Consider the following 18,522-nt stretch of genomic DNA (forward strand, 5'->3'; position numbering starts at 1 on the left):
CCCAAGGCAGGCCGCGCCCCCACCGGGGGCAGCGAACGCAGTGAGCTTGGGGGCACCATGGCCCTGCCGCCGGGCCGCCCCAAGGCAGGCCGCGCCCCCACCGGGGGCAGCGAAAGCAGCGAGCTTGGGGGCACCATGGCCCTGCCGCCGGGCCGCCCCAAGGCAGGCCGCGCCCCCACGGGGGGCAGCGAACGCAGTGAGCTTGGGGGCACCATCACTTTTCCCTGCGGGAGATATCGGCGCGGTAGTCGGCCAGGAGCTTCTTCGGATCGGCAATGCCCTTGGCCTGGGCGGCCTGCACCCATTGCGCCTCCAGCGGCGCCACGCGGTCCTTCACCGCCTGGATCAGCGACGGATCGGCCGGCGAGAACTGCACGCCCGACGCCTGCATCAGCGCCATAGCACGGCGGTCGACGCGGTCCCAGCCGCGGCCGAACAGGCGGGCCGCATGTTCACCCGACAGCGAGTCGACGATCCTCTTCTCGTCGGCCGACAGCTTGTCGTAGCGGGCCTGGTTCATCATGAAGACGAAGCTGGTGTTGTAGAGGCCACCCGGGAAGGTGGTGCCGTAGCGCACCACCTTGTCGATCTTGAAGGCCTCGATGGATTCCGGCGGGAACAACGTGCCGTCCATCACCCCGGTAGTCAGCAGCTCGTAGTTCTCGATGGACGGCTTGAGCGTGACGTTCATGCCCAGCGCCTTGCCGATGTCGTTGACCATGCCGCCGCCCACGCGGAACTTCAGGCCCTGCAGCTCTTCCAGCTTCGTGATCGGCCGCTTGGTGTTGAACACCATGCCCGGCCCGTGGGTGAACACGGCCAGCACCTTCACGCCCCTGTGCTCGTCCTTCATCGCCGGCGTGCGGTCGAACACCTGCTGGTAGGCCAGCGACATGGCCTCTGCCGAGTTGCCCAGGAACGGGAACTCGGTCAGCGCGATCAGCGTGAAGCGGCCGGGCGTGTAGCCGTGCACCGTGAAGGACACGTCGGCCAGGCCGTTGCGCACCGCATCGAAGGTGCCCGGCGGCGCCGACACCGCACGCGGCAGGATGTTGCACTTGAGCTTGCCGGCGCTCTTCTGCTCGAGCTGGTCGCACCAGTCCTTCTGCGTGAGCGACAGCATGTGGCCGGGCGGCGTCCACGAGGAGACGGTGAGCACCGTCTGCGCCGAAGCGGCGCACGCACCGAAAGCGGCCAGGGTGGCAACAAAAAGCAAGCGAGCGGACATCTGGGGCGGCTTCCTCGAAGGCGGTGGGGCGGGGATGCGGACGATTATTGCCCCAGGCAACGCAAGACCCGTGCGCGCCGGCACGGCCGTGCCGGCGCGCACGCACCGGGAAGCAGCAGCCCGGGCAGGCCCGCGACGTGCTTAGGAGCTGGCGTCGTCATCGTCCGCAAGAGGAACCGCATGAACACCCACCGCCTGGTTGCCACCACCCCGTGCCCGGTACCGCGGCACCGCGCGCTGGAAGTGCTGCCCGGCCGGGCGCGTGATGCGCTGGCCGATGCGCTGCGCCAGCTGGACGAGGCGGAGCTGCAGGACCAGCCGGCCATCCTGGCGCTGGCGCTGGCCCAGGTGGGCCGCTGCTACCGCCGCATGGGCGACGGCGCCACTGCCGAGTGGTACCTGCAGCAGGGCCTGCGCAAGGCCCGCACGCTGTGCGCGCCGGAGGCCTGCATCGAGCTGCTCTGCGACTTGGCGGAGCTGGTGTCCATCCTGTCCACCGAGATCAGCCGCGACGACCCGCGCGGCGCCCATGCGGTACGCGAACGCGCCCGCGACCATGGCTACGAGGCCGCGCAGATGGTGAGCCTGGTGGGCGACGGCGAATGGGAGGTGGCGGTGCTGCAGCGGGTGAGCCGGGTGCTGGACCGCTGCGGCGACACCGAGGACGCCGCCGCACTGCGCGAGCGCGCCGGCCAGCTTCGCGCGCGCGACCTGCGCACGCTGCAGGCCGCCAACGATGCGCTGAGCTGCGCACGCTCCTTCCAGTAAGCGGCTTCTAGCGGCGCAGCACCGGCGCCAGCGCCTTGCCGGTGTGGCTGCCGGCCAGCACCACCTGCTCCGGCGTGCCGGCGATGACGATGCGGCCGCCCGCGTCGCCGCCCTCGGGCCCCAGGTCGATCACCCAGTCCGCCTCGGCGATCACGTCCAGGTCGTGCTCGATCACCACCACGCTGTGGCCGCCCTTGACCAGGCGGTGCAGCACATGGATCAGCCGCTCGACGTCGGCCATGTGCAGGCCCACCGTGGGCTCATCCAGCACGTACAGGGTGTGCGGCGCCTTCTGGCCGCGGCGGCCCACCTCGTCGCGCACCTTGCTCAGCTCCGTCACCAGCTTGATGCGCTGCGCCTCGCCGCCGCTGAGCGTGGGTGAAGGCTGGCCCAGGGTCAGGTAGCCCAGGCCCACATCCTTCAACAACTGCAGCGGATGGCCGATGGCCGGCATGGAGGCGAAGAACTCCACCGCCTCGTCCACCTCCATCTGCAGCACGTCGCCGATGCTCTTGCCGCGCCAGCTCACCGCCAGCGTCTCGGTATTGAAGCGCTGGCCGTGGCACACGTCGCAGGGCAGCTTCACGTCGGGCAGGAAGCTCATCTCGATGGTGCGCATGCCCTGGCCTTCGCAGGCCGGGCAGCGGCCTTCGCCGGTGTTGAAGCTGAAGCGGCCCGGGCCATAGCCACGGGCCTTGGCTTCCAGCGTCTCGCTGAACAGCCGGCGCACCGCATCCCAGAAGCCGATGTAGGTGGCCGGGCAGCTGCGCGGCGTCTTGCCGATGGGCGTCTGGTCGACTTCCAGCACGCGGTCCACCGCCTGCCAGCCCTCCAGGGCTCCGCAGCCCCTGCAGCGCCGGCGCGTCGCCCTTGTTCTTGCCCTTGTTGCCGTGCTGCACCTGCGCCTGCACATTGGCCAGCAGCACGTCGCGCGCCATCGTGCTCTTGCCCGAGCCGCTGACGCCGGTGATGGCCACCAGCCGGTGCAGCGGCACATCGACGTCGATCTGCTTCAGGTTGTGCAGGTCGGCGCCGCGCAACCGCAGCCTGGGCTCGTCGGCCGCCACCGCGCGCCGCTCGTGCAGCGGATGCTTCAGCGGCGCGCGCAGGAAGCGGCCGGTGATGGATTCGGTCTGCGCCGCCAGCTCGGCCGCGGTGCCCTGCGCGATGACCCGGCCGCCGCGCTTGCCGGCGCCGGGGCCGATGTCGATGATGTGATCGGCGCGGCGGATGGTGTCCTCGTCGTGCTCCACCACCACCAGCGTGTTGCCCTTGCTGCCCAGTTGGTGCAGGGCGTTCAGCAGGATCTGGTTGTCGCGCGGATGCAGCCCGATGGTGGGTTCGTCCAGCACGTAGCACACGCCCTGCAGGTTGCTGCCGAGCTGTGCCGCCAGGCGGATGCGCTGCGCCTCCCCGCCGCTGAGCGTGGGCGCGGCGCGGTCCAGCGTCAGGTAGCCCAGGCCCACCTCGCCCAGGAAGGTGAGGCGGCTGCTGATCTCGGTCACCACATCGCGGGCGATGCCGGCGTCACGGCCCTGCAGCGCCAGGCCGTCGACCCAGGCGCGGGTGTCCTCCACCGACGACGCGGCGATGGTGCTGATGGCCTCGCCCGCGAAGGTCACCGCGCGGGAGATGGCATTCAGCCGCGTACCGTCGCACTCAGGGCATTCGGCGTCTTCCTCCACGCCCTCGACTTCCGCTTCCTCGGCTGGAAAGCTCTGCTCGCGGCCGCGGTTGTCGTCGTCGCGCACCGAATCGTCGAAGGCCTTGCGCTGCTCCCGCGTGAGGGCGAGGCCGGTGCCCACGCAGCCGGTGCACCAGCCGTGCTTGCTGTTGTAGCTGAACATGCGCGGGTCCAGCTCCGGGTAGCTGGTGCCGCAGGTGGGGCAGGCGCGCTTGGTGGAGAACACCTTCACCTCGCCGATGCCGTGGCCGCTCGCGCCGCCGTCCATGGCCGCGGCCAGCCCGTCCAGCGGATGCAGCAGGTGCAGCACGCCCTTGCCCAGGTCCAGCGCCCGGGCCAGCAGGTCGCGCAGCTGCGCCTCGTTCTCGGGCAGCACCAGCAGGTCGCCCACCGGCAGCTCGATGGTGTGTTCCTTGAAGCGGTCGATGCGCGGCCACGGGTCCACCTTCATGAACTCGCCGTCCACGCGCAGGTGGGTGTGGCCGCGGGCCTTGGCCCACTTCGCCAGGTCGGTGTAGATGCCCTTGCGGTTGACCACCAGCGGCGCCAGCAGGCCCACATGCTGGCCGCGGTGGTCGCGCAGCAGCTGCGCGGCGATGCTTTCGGCGCTTTGCGGCATCACCGGCGTGCCGTCGTGGATGCAGTGCTGGATGCCCAGCTTGACCCACAGCAGCCGCAGGAAGTGCCACACCTCGGTGGTGGTGGCCACGGTGCTCTTGCGCCCGCCGCGCGACAGCCGCTGCTCGATGGCCACGGTGGGCGGAATGCCGTACACCGCATCCACCTCCGGCCGGCCGGCCGGCTGCACGATGCTGCGCGCATACGCGTTCAGCGACTCGAGGTAGCGGCGCTGGCCCTCGTTGAACAGGATGTCGAAGGCCAGCGTGCTCTTGCCGGAGCCCGACACGCCCGTCACCACGGTGAAGCGCCCGCGAGGGATGTCCACGCTCAGGCCCTTCAGGTTGTGCTCGTGCGCATTGACGATGCGGATGGACTCATCCTCCTGGCGGCGCTGGCGGATCACCCGCTGCAGCGGCACGCCGGCATCCTCCACCGCCACCGCCTGGCTGCCGATGCCCAGTGCCGCTTCGTACTCCACCAGCGCCACACCGGTATGCGACCCCTTGAAGGCCTTCACGTCCTCCACCGTGCCGGCGCACACCAGCTCGCCGCCGGCCTCGCCGCCATCGGGGCCGAGGTCCACGATCCAGTCGGCCGCGCGGATCACGTCGAGGTTGTGCTCGATGACGATCAGCGAATGCCCGGCGTCCAGCAGCTTGCGGAAGGCCCGCATCAGCTTGGCGATGTCGTCGAAATGCAGGCCGGTGGTGGGTTCGTCGAACAGGAACAGGCGGCCCTTCTTCGCCACCGCCTGGCGTGGCGAACCGGCCGCCTCGGCCAGGAAGCCGGCCAGCTTGAGCCGCTGGGCCTCGCCGCCCGACAGCGTTGGCACCGGCTGGCCCAGGCGCACATAGTCCAGGCCCACGTCGACGATGGGCTGCAGCACGCGCAGCACCTCGCGGTCGTCGCGGAACAGCTGCACCGCCTCGCTCACCGTCAGCTCCAGCACGTCGGCGATGCTGAGTTGCCTATGCAACTCGCCGGGCAGCCGGCGCTCGATCTTCACGTCCAGCAGCTCGGGCCGGTAGCGGCGGCCGTCGCAGTCGGGGCAGCGCAGGTACACGTCCGACAGGAACTGCATCTCCACATGCTCGAAGCCCGAGCCGCCGCAGGTGGGGCAGCGGCCGTCGCCGGCGTTGAAGCTGAACATGCCGGCGCCGTAGCCGCGCTCGCGCGCCAGCGGCGCCTCGGCGAACAGCTTGCGGATCTCGTCGAACGCACCCACGTAGCTGGCGGGGTTGGAGCGCGCGGTCTTGCCGATCGGGCTCTGGTCGACGAACACCGCGTCGGTCAGCCAGTCGGCACCCAGCAGGCGGTCGTGCTGGCCGGGAGTCTCGGTCGGCTGGCCGAAATGGCGGGCCAGCGCGGGGTACAGCACGTCCTGCATCAGCGTGCTCTTGCCCGAGCCGGACACGCCGGTCACGCACACCAGCCGCTGCAGCGGAAAGCTCACCGACACGTTCTTCAGGTTGTGCTCGCGCACGCCCTCGATCACCAGCTTGGGCGTGGACTCGTCCACCAGCCGCGTGAAGCCCGAGCCCACGTGCTTGCGGCCGCCCAGGTAGGCGCCGGTGAGCGTGTCGGCCCGGCGGATGGATTCGGGCGTGCCGTCGAACACGATCTGCCCGCCGCGCTCGCCCGGGCCAGGGCCCATGTCGATCAGCCGGTCGGCGGCCAGCATCACCGCCGGGTCGTGCTCCACCACCACCAGCGTGTTGCCGGCGTCGCGCAGCCGGTGCATGGCCTGCACGATGCGGTTCATGTCGCGTGGATGCAGGCCGATGCTGGGCTCGTCGAGCACGAACATGGTGTTCACCAGCGAGGTGCCCAGCGCGGTGGTCAGGTTGATGCGCTGCACCTCGCCGCCCGACAGCGTGCGGCTCTGCCGGTCCAGCGTGAGGTAGCCGATGCCCACGTCGCACAGGTACTTCAGCCGCGTGGCGATCTCATCGTGGATCAGGTGCAGCGCGGTGTCCTGCGCCGAGCCCAGGACGCGCGGGTCCTGCTGCAGGCTGTCGAAGAAGCGGCGCATGCGGTCGATCGACAGCTGCATCAGGTCGTGCAGGCACAGGCCGGGCAGCGCTTCCAGCTGTTCGCGGCTCCACTTCACGCCCTGGGGCATGAAGCGCTTCTCGGGCGGCAGCACCGCATCGGCCTGGGGCTTGCTGCCCAGGCGCCACAGCAGCGGCTCCAGCTTCAGGCGCGCGCCGGCGCAGGTGGGGCACTCGGTATAGCTGCGGTACTTGGACAAGAGCACGCGGATGTGCATCTTGTAGGCCTTGCTCTCCAGGTATTCGAAGAAGCGGCGCACGCCGTACCACTGCTTGTTCCAGTTGCCGTTCCAGTGCGGCGAACCGTTGATCACCCAGTCGCGCTGGGCCTGCGTGAGCTGGCCCCAGGCGGTGTCGCGCGGGATGCCGGCCTCGCCGGCGTACTTCATCAGGTCGTCCTGGGTTTCCTTCCACGCGGGCGTCTGCATCGGCTTGATGGCGCCGTTGCGCAGCGTCTTGCGCTCGTCGGGGATCACCAGGCCCATGTCGACGCCGATCACGCGGCCGAAGCCGCGGCAGGCTTCGCAGGCGCCGAAGGCCGAGTTGAACGAGAACAGTGCCGGCGTGGGGTCGGCGTAGCGGATGTCGCTCTCGGGGCAGTGCAGCCCGGTGGAATAGCGCCAGATCTCGGGCTCGCCCTCCTCCTTGACCGCATACACGTTGAGCCGGCCGGTGCCGCGCTTGAGCGCCAGCTCGATGGCCTCGGCCACCCGCACCGGCTCGGCATTGCTGGCGCGGAAGCGGTCGGCCACGACATCCAGCAGCTTGCGTTGGCCGACGACACGCTCGGCCTGCACACGCGTGAAGCCGCTGGCCGCCAGCCACTGCTCCACCTGCTCGGCGCTGGTGTCGGCCGGCAGCTCCACCGGGAAGGTCAACACCAGCCGCGGGTCGCCCGCCGCCGCGGCACGCGCCAGCAGCTCTTCCTGCAGGCTGGCGGGTGTGTCGTGCCGCACCGGCAGCGCGGTCTCGCGGTCGAACAGGTTCGTCGCGCGGGCGAACAGCAGCTTCAGGTGGTCGTTCAGCTCCGTCATCGTGCCCACCGTGGAGCGCGAGGTGCGCACCGGGTTGGTCTGGTCGATGGCGATGGCGGGCGGCACGCCGTCCACGCGGTCCACAGCCGGGCGGTCCATGCGGTCGAGGAACTGGCGGGCGTAGGCGCTGAAGGTCTCGACGTAGCGCCGCTGGCCTTCCGCATACAGGGTGTCGAACACCAGGCTCGATTTGCCGGACCCGCTGGGGCCGGTGACCACCGTCATTTCGCCGGTGTGCAGGTCGAGGTCGAGATTCTTGAGGTTGTGCTGGCGAGCGCCGCGGATGCGGATGACACCGGAGGTCATGGAGTCCTTCTGTAGAGCGCCCGGACGGGCCGGGGCGAAAGATTCTAGGAGGGGGGGCCGAACCGCCATCGGCGCGGGGGCATGGGCCAAAAACCGAAACGCCAATGCGCAAATGAGGGAAAACACCCCCGTTTCAACGCAAGAAAGTACAGGTCGTTGCCTTTCCGGTATCAAGACGCGCATGGGTCGAACGCTAAATTTCCGTCGCCCCGTGACAAGACCTCTGCAGGAGACACGACCATGACAACGCTGAAGACCGCCCTCGTCCTTGCCTTCGGCATCGCTGCCGCGGGCACCGCCTCGGCCGTGGATCTGGTGATCGCCACCGTCAACAACGGCCACATGATCGAGATGCAGAAGCTCTCGAAACAGTTCGAAGCCGCCAACCCGGACATCAAGCTCAAGTGGGTGACGCTGGAAGAAGGCGTGCTGCGCCAGCGGGTGACCACCGACATCGCCACCAAGGGCGGCCAGTTCGACGTGATGACCATCGGCATGTACGAGACGCCGATCTGGGGCAAGAAGGGCTGGCTGAGCGAGATCAAGCCCGATGCCAACTACGACGTGGACGACCTGCTGCCCGCCATGCGCAGCGGCCTGTCGGTGGATGGCAAGCTGTATGCCGCGCCGTTCTACGGCGAAAGCTCGATGCTGATGTACCGCGCCGACCTGATGCAGAAGGCCGGCATCACCCTGCCCGCCCGCCCCACCTGGACCCAGGTGAAGGAAGCCGCCGCCAAGATCCACGATGCCAAGTCCGGCGTGTACGGCATCTGCCTGCGCGGCAAGCCGGGCTGGGGCGACAACATGGCCTTCCTCAGCACCATGGTGAACACCTACGGCGGCCAGTGGTTCGACGCCAGCTGGAAGCCGCAGATCAACTCCGCGCCGTGGAAGGCCGCGGTGACCGACTATGCCGACCTGCTGAAGAAGTACGGCCCGCCCGGCTCGTCGGCCAACAGCTTCAACGAGATCCTGGCGCTGTTCAACGAAGGCAAGTGCGGCATGTGGATCGACGCCACCATCGCCGCCAGCTTCATCAGCGACCCCAAGCAGAGCAAGGTGGCCGACAAGGTGGCCTTCGCCCAGGCGCCCACGCAGGTGACGCCCAAGGGCGCCAACTGGCTGTGGGCCTGGGCCCTGGCGGTGCCGGCCACCAGCAAGCACCAGGCCGAGGCGCAGAAGTTCATCAACTGGGCCACCAGCAAGGACTACATCAAGCTGGTGGGCAAGGAGCAGGGCTGGGCCGCGGTGCCCACCGGCACCCGCAAGAGCACCTACGCCACGCCCGAATTCATGAAGGCGGCCAAGTTCGCGGAGGCCGAGAAGGCCGCCATCGACAGCGCCAACCCGACCGACAGCACCCTGCCCAAGAGCCCCTACGTGGGCGTGCAGTTCGCGGCCATCCCCGAGTTCCAGTCCATCGGCGTGGCGGTGGGCCAGCAGATGAGCGCGGTGCTGGCCGGCAAGACCACGGTGGACCAGGCGCTGGCCGCGGGCCAGAACGCGGCCGACCGCGAGATGCGCAAGTCGGGCTACTACAAGTAAGCGCCCCATGAGCCGGCTCATTCCCCGCCTGCTGTTCGCGCCGGCGGTGGCCACGCTCTTCCTGTGGATGATCGTGCCGCTGCTGATGTCGGTGTACTTCTCGACCGTCCGCTACAACCTGATGCAGCCGGGCGAGAAGGAGTTCATCGGGCTGCAGAACTTCGAGTTCTTCATCACCGATCCCGACTTCAGCGCCTCGGTGGTCAACACGCTGCTGCTGCTGGGCTCGGTCATCGCCATCACGGTGGTGCTGGGCATCGCGCTGGCGCTGCTGGTGAACGAACCCTTCCCCGGCCGCGGCATCGTGCGGGTGCTGCTGATCTCGCCGTTCTTCGTGATGCCCTCGGCCAACGCGCTGATGTGGAAGCACATGATGATGAACCCGATCTACGGCGTGTTCGCGCAGGTGGCGCAGTTCTTCGGCATCACGCCGATCGACTGGCTGACCGACCTGCCGCTGTTCTCGGTGATCCTGATGGTGTCGTGGCAGTGGCTGCCCTTCGCCTGCCTGATCTTCATCACCTCGCTGCAGTCGATGGACCGCGAGCAGCTGGAAGCCGCCGGCATGGACGGCGCCAACGCCTTCCAGAAGTTCTGGTACCTGTACCTGCCGCACCTGGCGCGGCCGGTGTCGGTGGTGGTGATGATCGAGATGATCTTCCTGCTGAGCGTGTTCGCCGAGATCTACACCACCACCGCGGGCGGGCCGGGCAATGCCAGCACCAACGTGGCCTTCCTGATCTTCAAGCAGGCGCTGATGAACTTCGACGTGGGCGTGGCCTCGGCCGGCGCGCTGTTCGCGGTGTTGCTGGCCAACGTGGCGGCCATCTTCCTGATCCGCCTCATCGGCAAGAGCCTGGACAAGTAGGAGCCCGCCATGGACAAGATCGCATTGACGGTGCGCACGCTGGCGGCCTGGGTCATCACGCTGCTGTTCGTGTTCCCGCTCATCTGGCTGTTCCTCACCTCGTTCAAGACGGAGCTGCAGGCCATCGCGGTGCCGCCGGAGCTGGTGTTCACGCCCACGCTGGACAACTACGTGCATGTGAACGACCGCAGCGACTACTTCCTGTATGCGCGCAACTCGGTCATCACCGCCGTGCTGTCCACGGTGCTGGGCCTGGCCATCGCGGCGCCCGCAGCGTATTCGATGGCCTTCTTCCGCACCCGGCGCACCAAGGACCTGCTGATGTGGATGCTGTCCACCAAGATGATGCCGGCCGTGGGCGCGCTGGTGCCGGTATACGTGATGGCGCAGACGGCCGGCATGCTGGATTCGCTGACCGCGCTGACCATCGTGTTCACCATGTCCAACCTGCCCATCATGGTGTGGATGCTGTACAGCTACTACAAGGACATCCCCAACGACATCCTGGAGGCCGCACGCATGGACGGCGCCTCGCTGGCGGACGAGTTCCGCCACGTGATCCTGCCGCTGTCGATGGGCGGGCTGGCCTCCACCGGGCTGCTGTGCCTGGTGCTGAGCTGGAACGAGGCCTTCTGGTCGCTCAACCTCAGCTCGGCGCGCAGCGGCACGCTGGCCACGCTCATCGCCTCCTACTCCAGCCCCGAAGGCCTGTTCTGGGCCAAGCTGTCCGCTGCCTCGGTGCTGGCCATCGCACCCATCATCGTGCTGGGCTGGTTCAGCCAGAAGCAGCTGGTGCAGGGCCTGACCTTCGGCGCCGTGAAGTGACGGCCCGCCGCATCCTGGAGCACATCCCCATGTCCTTCCTCAAGCTTTCCGGCGTCGAGAAATTCTTCGGCCCGGTGCGCGCCCTCAAGGGCATCGACCTCAGCATCAACAAGGGCGAATTCGTGGTCTTCGTCGGGCCCTCGGGCTGCGGCAAGAGCACGCTGCTGCGCTCCATCGCCGGGCTGGAGCCGATCGACGGCGGCCGCATCGAGCTCGACGGCCGCGACATCACCAAGCTGCCCTCCAGCAAGCGCGACCTGGCCATGGTGTTCCAGAGCTATGCGCTCTACCCGCACATGACGGTGGCCGAGAACATGTCCTTCGCGCTGCGGCTGGCCCATGCCGACAAGAAGGTGATCGACGAGAAGGTGGGCCGCGCGGCCGAGATCCTCAACCTCAGCAAGTACCTGGACCGCACGCCCAAGGAGCTGTCGGGCGGCCAGCGGCAGCGGGTGGCCATCGGCCGCGCCATCGTGCGCGCGCCCAAGGTGTTCCTGTTCGACGAGCCGCTGTCCAACCTGGACGCCGCGCTGCGCGGCCAGACGCGGCTGGAGATCGTCAAGCTGCACCGCGAGCTGGGCGCCACCAGCATCTACGTGACGCACGACCAGACCGAGGCCATGACCATGGCCGACCGCGTGGTGGTGCTGCGCGACGGCGCGGTGGAGCAGGAAGGGCCGCCGCTGAAGCTGTACGACCAGCCGGCCAACCGCTTCGTCGCGCAGTTCATCGGCATGCCGCAGATGAACGTGGTGGACACGGCCGAGCTGCCGGCGCTGGGCGCCATCGTGGGCGCCGGCGCCACCGACGGCTTCATCGGCGTGCGGCCCGAGCACGTGGCCATCACCGCGCCGGGCGCCGGCCAGCTGGCCGCCCAGGTGGACGTGATCGAGGCGCTGGGCGCCGACACGCTGATCTATGCCCGCACCGCCGGCGCCCGCGGTGGCCCGGGCGTGCAGCTGGTGTCTCGGCAGAACAGCCGCACCTCGCTCAAGCCCGGCGACCCAGTGGGGCTGGACATCGCCTCGCACTTCCACCTGTTCGACCGTGAAGGCCGTGTCGTCGGCATGCGGGGCGCGGCATGACCCGGGCCGACAACATCATCCTGCACCTGGGGCTGGGCTCCTTCCACCGCGCGCACCAGGCGGTGTACCTGGACGACCTGCTGCAGCGTGGCGACGGGCGCTGGTGCATCGTCGGCGCCAACCTGCGCGCCGACATGCAGGCCACCCTGTCCGCACTGCAGGCCCAGGGCGGCGAATACACGCTGGAGACGGTGACGCCGGCCGGCGAGCGGCACTACCGCCGCATCCGCGCCATCCGCGAGGTGCTGCCCTTCGATGCCACGCTGGCGCCGGTGATCGCGCTAGGCGCGCAGCCGCAGACCCGCATCATCAGCTTCACCGTGACCGAGGGCGGCTACTACCTGGATGCGCAGCACCGGCTGGACTTGAGCTTCGCCGACCTGGCCAGCGACCTGGCCGGCCAGACCCGCCACACCATCTACGGTGCGCTGGCCGCGGTGCTGGCCGAGCGCATGCGCCGCAATGCCGGCCCGGTGACGCTGATGAACTGCGACAACCTGCGCAGCAACGGCGAGCGCTTCCGCAGCGGCCTGCTCGACTTCCTCGACCGCCGCGGCGAATCCACGCTGCGCGACTGGGTGCAGCAGCACACCACCTGCCCCAATGCGATGGTGGACCGCATCACGCCGCGCCCGCCGGCCGACCTGGCGGCGCGGGTGCAGGCCGCCACCGGCTGGGCCGATGCCGCGCCGGTGATGGCCGAGAGCTTCATCCAGTGGGTGATCGAGGATCACTTCGCCAACGGCCGGCCCGACTGGCAGGCGGTGGGCGTGCAGATGGTGGACTCGGTGCTGCCCTACGAGGAAGCAAAGATCCGGGTGCTCAATGCATCGCACAGCTGCTTCGCCTGGGCCGGCACGCTGCGCGGCCGGACCTACATCCACGAGGCGGTGGCCGTGCCCGCCATCGCCCGCATGGCGCACGACTACATCACGCAGGACGTGATCCCCGCGCTGAACCCGCCCGGCGCGCCCTGCCCGCTGGACCTGGCGGCCTACCGCGACGTGGTGATCGAGCGCTTCGGCAACCCGCACCTGGCCGACACGCTGCAGCGCGTGGCGGCCGACGGCTTCTCCAAGATCCCCGGCTTCATCGTGCCCACGCTGCGCGACCGGCTGGCGGCCGGCCAGCCGATCGATGCCACGGCCGTGCTGCCGGCGCTGTTCTTCGCCTTCCTCGGCCGCTGGCACCGCGGCGAGCTGCCCTACACCTACCAGGACGGCGTGATGGAGGCCGCCACCGCGCACGGCTTCTTCACCGCGGCCGATCCGCTGGCCGCCTTCTGTGCCGACCCGCTGCTGTGGGGCCCGCTGGCCGGCGACGCCCGGCTGCTGGCCGCGGTGCGCGCCGCCGAGGCCCGAGTGGCCGCCTTCCTGCAAGGAGCCTGACCATGACGACACCACGCCTGCAAGGCCGGCATGCGCTGCTCACCGGTGCCGGTGGCGGCATCGGCCTGGCGGTGGCCCGGGCCTACCTGGCCGAAGGCGCGCGCTGCACCATCACCGACATCGCGGCCCAGCCCGGCGCGGAGGTGGCCGCCCTGATGGCCGAGCATGACGGCCGCCTGGCCTACCTGGGCGCCGACGTGCGCGACACCGCGGCCACCGCCGGCTGGGTGGCCGCCGCGGCGCAGCGCTTCGGCCCGGTCGACGTGCTGTTCAACAACGCGGCGGTGTTCGACCTGGCGCCGCTGCTGGACGCCACCGTGGACAGCTATGAGCGGCTGTTCGACGTCAACGTGAAGGGCATGTTCTTCACCATGCAGGCGGTGCTGCGGCAGATGGTGGAAGCGGGCCGCAGCGGGAGCGTCATCAACCTGGCTTCGCAGGCGGGCCGGCGCGGCGAGGCGCTGGTGTCGCACTACTGCGCCACCAAGGCGGCCGTCATCAGCTACACCCAGAGCGCCGCGCTGGCCATGGCGCCGCACCGCATCCGCGTCAATGCCATCTCCCCGGGCGTGATCGACACGCCGATGTGGGCGCAGGTGGACGCCCTCTTCGCCCGCTACGAAGGCCTGCAGCCCGGCGAGAAGAAGGTGGCCGTGGGCAAGGCGGTGCCGCTGGGCTACATGGGCCGGCCGCAGGACATCGCCGGTGCGGCGGTGTTCCTGGCAAGCGATGATTCGGGCTACATCACCGCGCAGACGCTGAACGTGGACGGCGGCAGCGTGATGAGCTGAGACCCCTTTCCCGGAATGCGCAGAACCGCAGGCACCGCCATGGCCCTCCCCCGCAGCAAGAGCCCCGAGCTGGAACACGACGTCGGCCGCACGCCCAGCCTGGGCTACGAGCCGGTGGGCACCTTCGGCTTCGTGCGCTACCTGGAGCACGGCGTGCCCAATCCGCTGGTGCGCTGGCACTACCACGAGGAATACGAGCTCCACCTCATCCTCGACAGCCACGGCAAGGCCTTCGTGGGCGACTACATCGGCCAGTTCTCGCCCGGCCACCTGGTGCTCACCGGCCCGCGGCTGCCGCACAACTGGGTGAGCACCGACCTGCCCGAGAACGGCATCGCGGTGCGCGACCTGTGCCTGCAGTTCTGCGACGCGCCCATCCGCCAGGCCGCGGGGCTGATCCCCGAGATGGCCGAGCTGCTGGCGCTGCTGGAGCGGGCCCGCTTCGGCATCGAGTTCTTCGGCCTGTCGGGGCTGGCGCAGGAGCGGCTGCTGCGCATCAAGCAGCTGCACGGGCTGCAGCGCTTCGCCGAGTTCCTGGCGCTGCTGGGCGACCTGGTGCGCTGCACCGACTACCGGCTGCTGTCCACGGTGCAGCTGCAGGGCTTCGACGACGATGCCTCGCTGGCCAAGATCGGCAACATCGTCGAATACATCACCGAGCACAGCGCCGAGAGCTTCTCGATGGCCGAGCTGTCGGCCCGCGCCGGCATGACCGAAAGCGCCTTCTCGCGCTACTTCCGCCGCGCCACCGGCAACACCTTCACCGACTTCGTCAACCGCCTGCGCATCACGCGCGCCTGCCAGCTGCTGATGGAGACCGACCGCTACATCACCAACGTCTGCTACGACGTCGGCTTCAACAACGTGGCCAACTTCAACCGGCGCTTCCTGCAGATCAAGGGCATGACGCCGAAGGAGTTCCGGCAGCAGGCCGAGGCCCGCTTCGGCCCCGGGGCTTGAGGGGCGGCCGCCAGTCCCACTACCATCGGGGCCATCGATGCCCGCTCCGCGGGCCGGGCAGAAGTCTCGATGGCCCACAGCGGTACGCCTCAGCCACCCGTGCCACCCCCGCCGGTGAAGCAGCCGACACGCAGGCCCGCTGGCAGCGCGCTCTCGACAGCGCACTCGACGGCTTCTTCGAATACGACCTGCGCAGCCGCGTGGCCTGGTACTCCGCCAGCCTGCGCCGCATGCTGGGCCTGTCGGCCGACACCCTGCCCGACGGCAGCGGCCGCCTGGGCCACCAGCTGCACCCGGACGACAACGCCGCCTTCGAAGCCGCGGTGGAAAAGTCCATGCGCAGCGGCGCACCCTTCGAGCTGGAAGCGCGGCTGCGCGACGGCAGCGGCCAGTGGCGCTGGGTGCGCAGCCGCGGCCGGGTGTGGCCCGGCCCCGACGGCCGGCGCACGCTGCTCGCCGGATCGGTGACCGACGTGCACGAGGCGCATGAATCCCGCGCCGCGCTGCAGCGCATGAGCGAGCGCTACGAACGCGCGGTGCTGGCCACGCCGCACGGCCTGTTCGAGCGCATGCTGGACGAGGACCGCATGTTCATCGCCGACCGCGTGTGGGAGGCACTGGGCTATGAGCCCGGCGAGCTGTCGGCGGCCCGCAGCACGCTGCTGCAGCTGCTGCATCCCAATGACGCGGCCGGCTACCAGCAGGCCGCCAGCCAGGCCACGGCGCAGCTGGCGCACCTGGACCTGCACTTCCGGCTGCGCAGCAAGTCGGGCGCCTACCGCTGGTTCCACCAGATGGCCGATCCGCATGTGCTGCCCGGTGGCCGCGTGCGTGTCACCGGCGTGCTGATCGACGTGGACGAGCAGGTGCGCGCGCGCCAGGCGCTGGAGCAGGACCGCGCCGAACTGGAGCGCCTGGTGGCGGAGCGCACCGCCCGGCTGGAGGCGGCATTGGCGCAGGCGGAGGCGGCGCGTGCCGAGGCCGAGCGCGCCACCGCGGCCAAGTCGCTCTTCGTCGCCCACATGAGCCACGAGATCCGCACGCCCCTCAACGGCGTGCTGGGCCTGACCGAGCTGGCGCTGCAGATGGCCACCTCCAGCACCCAGCGCCGGCACCTGGAAGTGGCGCTGCAGTCGGGCCAGTCGCTGCTGCAGGTGGTGGACGAGGTGCTGGACTTCTCGCGCTCGCAGGGCGACCCGGGGCCACCCGCCGACGAGCCCTTCGACCTGCCCGAGCTGCTGGCCACCACCATGCGCAGCGTGATGCCGCTGGCACGCGGCCGCGAGGTGGCGCTGCAATTCGACTGGCAGGGCCGGCGCAGCCGGGTGCGCGGCGACCCGGTGCGGCTGCGGCAGATCCTGGTGAACCTGCTGGGCAATGCGCTGAAGTTCACCGAGCAGGGCCATGTGGCGCTGTGCACCGAGGTGGTGGACCAGGATGCCGGCCACTGCACCGCCACCCTGCGGGTGGAGGACACCGGCCCCGGCATCGCGCCGGACCAGCATGCGCGGGTGTTCGATGCCTTCGTGCAGGTGGATGCCAGCCTGTCGCGCCGCCACGGCGGCACTGGCCTGGGCCTGGCCACCGCGCAGGCGCTGGCGCGCAGCATGGGTGGCGCCATCACGCTGCAGAGCCAGGTGGGCCAGGGCGCGGTGTTCACGCTGCAGCTGCCGCTGGCCACCGACGGCCCACCCGAGCCGGAAGCGCCGCCGCCCGCCGGCCCGGTGTGGCTGGTGGCCACCGAGCGGCACCGCGCCGCCTGGATGCTGCAGCGGCTGCTGCGCCATGGCACCGGCACGCGGCTGTTCACCAGCCTGGAAGAGGCGCTGCAGCAAGCGGCCTGCGCCACCGCGGCGCAGCGCCCGGTGGCGGTGCTCGTGTCCCAGTGGTCGCTCACCGATCCCACCGCGCTGCAGGCGCTGCGCTGCGCGCTGCCGCATGCGCACCTTTCGATGCTGCTGCGGCCCGACTGGCACCAGCCGGCACTGGAGCAGGCGGCCGAGGCCCTGCAGATCACCTGTGCGCCGCTGCCGCTCACGCCGCGGGCGCTGCAGCGGCTGATCAGCCCGCCGCCCTGGGCGCAGGCGCCGCAGACGTCGGAAGCCGCGGCGCCCGCGCCGACCTGCATGCCTGCACCGGCACCTGCACCCGCACCTGCACCCGTACCGGCGGCGTTGTCGTCCGGCCCCGGCCCGGGCCATGTGCTGCTGGTGGAGGACAACCCGGTCAACCGCATGATCGGCGAAGGCTTCCTCAAGGCGCTGGGCCTGCCGGCGCAGACCGCCGACGACGGCATGCAGGCCCTGGCGGCCTGCGCGCGGGAGGCGCCGGCGCTGGTGCTGATGGACCTGCAGATGCCGGTGATGGATGGACTGGAAGCCACTCGCCGGCTGCGGGCCCTGCAGCAGGCCGGGCGGCTGCAGCGCTTTCCCATCGTGGCGTTGACGGCCCATGCGCTGCAAAGCGACCGCGACCAGGCCACTGCCGCCGGCATGGACGGCTACCTCACCAAGCCGCTGCTGCTGGACGCGCTGCGCGCCGAACTGCAGCGCTGGCTGCCGACGCTGGTCCGCTGAGCACGGCGCTCCTGGCACCCGGCACACCGCATCCGCCACCGTGCATGGCGTAAACCCGTTCTTGTAATTATGAGTTATGCGTTTTAGATTGGACGCATGACCACCTCCGAACCGCTGCGCCCCACCTCCCTCCACGAGGAAGTGGCTGCGCGGCTGCGCACCATGGTGTTCGAGCGCCAGCTGCAGCCGGGCGAGTGGATCGACGAGATGGCCCTGGTGGAGCAGTGGCACATCAGCCGCACGCCACTGCGCGAGGCACTGAAGGTGCTGGCGGCGGAAGGCCTGGTGACGCTGGTGCCGCGGCGCGGCTGCCAGGTGGCCGAGCTGTCGGAGGACGACGCCGCCGACCTGTTCCCGGTGATGGCGCTGCTGGAAGGCCGCTGCGCCTTCGAGGCCGCGCGCAAGGCCACCGATGCCGACATCGCCGAGCTGCAGGCCCTGCATGCGGCGCTGGAGGATTGCGCCGCCCGTGGCGACATCGACGGCTACTACCGCCACAACCACGTGTTCCACAGCCGGGTGCAGTCGCTGGCCGCCAACCGCTGGCTGGACCGCACCACCAGCGACCTGCGCCGCTTCATCCGGCTGCTGCGCGGCCGCCAGCTGAGCTGGCCGGGCCGCATGGCGCAAAGCATCGCCGAGCACCGCGCGCTGCTGCAGGCGCTGGTGGCGCGCGATGCGCCGCGGGCCGAGCGGCTGATGCACGACCACCTCATGGCCCAGCTGCAGGCGCTGAAGGCGCTGCGCCGCAACGAGGCAGCCGCTTCCTCCCCTCCCCCTTGAAGAGAG

At 69.9% G+C, this 18,522-nt stretch carries 13 protein-coding genes; 10 read left to right on the forward strand and 3 right to left on the reverse strand.

The annotated features are described in order from the left end of the window. Positions 1-214: 214 nt before the first annotated feature. The gene (locus LRS14_RS09880) at positions 215-1,228 is read right to left on the reverse strand and encodes a TRAP transporter substrate-binding protein (protein ID WP_257799419.1); all 1,014 of its coding nucleotides are present in this window, start codon (positions 1,226-1,228) and stop codon (positions 215-217) included. A 180-nt stretch (positions 1,229-1,408) separates the two neighbouring features. On the opposite strand from LRS14_RS09880, the gene LRS14_RS09885 reads away from it, so the two are divergent. Continuing rightward, entirely contained in the window at positions 1,409-1,996 is a 588-nt protein-coding gene (locus LRS14_RS09885) for a hypothetical protein (RefSeq protein WP_046114179.1), read from the forward strand. A 7-nt stretch (positions 1,997-2,003) separates the two neighbouring features. Here the strand turns inward: LRS14_RS09885 and LRS14_RS30655 are convergent, their stop codons facing one another. Both LRS14_RS30655 and uvrA read right to left on the reverse strand, forming a co-directional pair. Further along, entirely contained in the window at positions 2,004-2,336 is a 333-nt protein-coding gene (locus LRS14_RS30655; protein WP_404977542.1) for a hypothetical protein, read from the reverse strand. Further along, positions 2,257-7,692, reverse strand: a complete 5,436-nt coding sequence (gene uvrA, locus LRS14_RS09890; RefSeq protein WP_404977543.1) for an excinuclease ABC subunit UvrA — start codon at positions 7,690-7,692, stop codon at positions 2,257-2,259. The genes LRS14_RS30655 and uvrA overlap by 80 nt, the downstream gene beginning before the upstream one ends. A 240-nt stretch (positions 7,693-7,932) precedes the next feature. Between uvrA and LRS14_RS09895 the strand changes: the two genes are divergently transcribed. The 9 genes from LRS14_RS09895 to LRS14_RS09935 all read left to right on the forward strand — a co-directional run bounded on the left by LRS14_RS09895 (position 7,933) and on the right by LRS14_RS09935 (position 18,516). Continuing rightward, entirely contained in the window at positions 7,933-9,240 is a 1,308-nt protein-coding gene (locus LRS14_RS09895; protein WP_257799420.1) for a sugar ABC transporter substrate-binding protein, read from the forward strand. Between the two features lie 7 nt (positions 9,241-9,247). After that, positions 9,248-10,108, forward strand: coding sequence for a carbohydrate ABC transporter permease (locus LRS14_RS09900; protein WP_046114176.1), 861 nt, complete (start codon positions 9,248-9,250; stop codon positions 10,106-10,108). Between the two features lie 9 nt (positions 10,109-10,117). Continuing rightward, positions 10,118-10,933, forward strand: coding sequence for a carbohydrate ABC transporter permease (locus LRS14_RS09905; RefSeq protein ID WP_046114175.1), 816 nt, complete (start codon positions 10,118-10,120; stop codon positions 10,931-10,933). A gap of 29 nt (positions 10,934-10,962) precedes the next feature. After that, positions 10,963-12,018, forward strand: coding sequence for an ABC transporter ATP-binding protein (locus LRS14_RS09910; protein WP_046114246.1), 1,056 nt, complete (start codon positions 10,963-10,965; stop codon positions 12,016-12,018). Continuing rightward, positions 12,015-13,406, forward strand: coding sequence for a D-arabinitol 4-dehydrogenase (dalD, locus tag LRS14_RS09915; RefSeq protein ID WP_257799421.1), 1,392 nt, complete (start codon positions 12,015-12,017; stop codon positions 13,404-13,406). Before LRS14_RS09910 ends, dalD begins: the two co-directional genes overlap by 4 nt. A gap of 2 nt (positions 13,407-13,408) precedes the next feature. Continuing rightward, on the forward strand, positions 13,409-14,197 hold the full coding sequence (locus tag LRS14_RS09920) for an L-iditol 2-dehydrogenase (RefSeq protein WP_046114174.1): 789 nt from the start codon (positions 13,409-13,411) through the stop codon (positions 14,195-14,197). A gap of 39 nt (positions 14,198-14,236) precedes the next feature. Further along, entirely contained in the window at positions 14,237-15,157 is a 921-nt protein-coding gene (locus tag LRS14_RS09925) for an AraC family transcriptional regulator (protein ID WP_046114173.1), read from the forward strand. Then, positions 15,154-17,733 carry an ATP-binding protein gene (locus LRS14_RS09930; RefSeq protein WP_257799422.1) on the forward strand — a complete coding sequence of 860 codons (2,580 nt, stop codon included), beginning with the start codon at positions 15,154-15,156 and terminating at the stop codon, positions 17,731-17,733. Before LRS14_RS09925 ends, LRS14_RS09930 begins: the two co-directional genes overlap by 4 nt. A 96-nt stretch (positions 17,734-17,829) precedes the next feature. Beyond that, complete coding sequence (locus LRS14_RS09935; RefSeq protein WP_257799423.1) at positions 17,830-18,516, forward strand: GntR family transcriptional regulator; 687 nt, start codon at positions 17,830-17,832, stop codon at positions 18,514-18,516. Positions 18,517-18,522 lie beyond the last annotated feature (6 nt).

This window comes from Aquincola sp. J276, from assembly GCF_024700035.1.
Lineage (GTDB): Bacteria > Pseudomonadota > Gammaproteobacteria > Burkholderiales > Burkholderiaceae_C > Aquincola > Aquincola tertiaricarbonis.

Excerpts from the sequence above, each read along its gene's own strand:
- LRS14_RS09900 (WP_046114176.1), top strand. The coding sequence starts at position 9,248 with ATGAGCCGGCTCATTCCCCGCCTGCTGTTCGCGCCGGCGGTGGCCACG.
- LRS14_RS09910 (WP_046114246.1), top strand. The coding sequence starts at position 10,963 with ATGTCCTTCCTCAAGCTTTCCGGCGTCGAGAAATTCTTCGGCCCGGTG.
- LRS14_RS09925 (WP_046114173.1), top strand. The coding sequence starts at position 14,237 with ATGGCCCTCCCCCGCAGCAAGAGCCCCGAGCTGGAACACGACGTCGGC.
- dalD (WP_257799421.1), top strand. The coding sequence starts at position 12,015 with ATGACCCGGGCCGACAACATCATCCTGCACCTGGGGCTGGGCTCCTTC.
- LRS14_RS09895 (WP_257799420.1), top strand. The coding sequence starts at position 7,933 with ATGACAACGCTGAAGACCGCCCTCGTCCTTGCCTTCGGCATCGCTGCC.
- LRS14_RS09880 (WP_257799419.1), bottom strand. The coding sequence starts at position 1,228 with ATGTCCGCTCGCTTGCTTTTTGTTGCCACCCTGGCCGCTTTCGGTGCG.
- LRS14_RS09885 (WP_046114179.1), top strand. The coding sequence starts at position 1,409 with ATGAACACCCACCGCCTGGTTGCCACCACCCCGTGCCCGGTACCGCGG.
- LRS14_RS09935 (WP_257799423.1), top strand. The coding sequence starts at position 17,830 with ATGACCACCTCCGAACCGCTGCGCCCCACCTCCCTCCACGAGGAAGTG.
- LRS14_RS09905 (WP_046114175.1), top strand. The coding sequence starts at position 10,118 with ATGGACAAGATCGCATTGACGGTGCGCACGCTGGCGGCCTGGGTCATC.
- uvrA (WP_404977543.1), bottom strand. The coding sequence starts at position 7,692 with ATGACCTCCGGTGTCATCCGCATCCGCGGCGCTCGCCAGCACAACCTC.
- LRS14_RS09920 (WP_046114174.1), top strand. The coding sequence starts at position 13,409 with ATGACGACACCACGCCTGCAAGGCCGGCATGCGCTGCTCACCGGTGCC.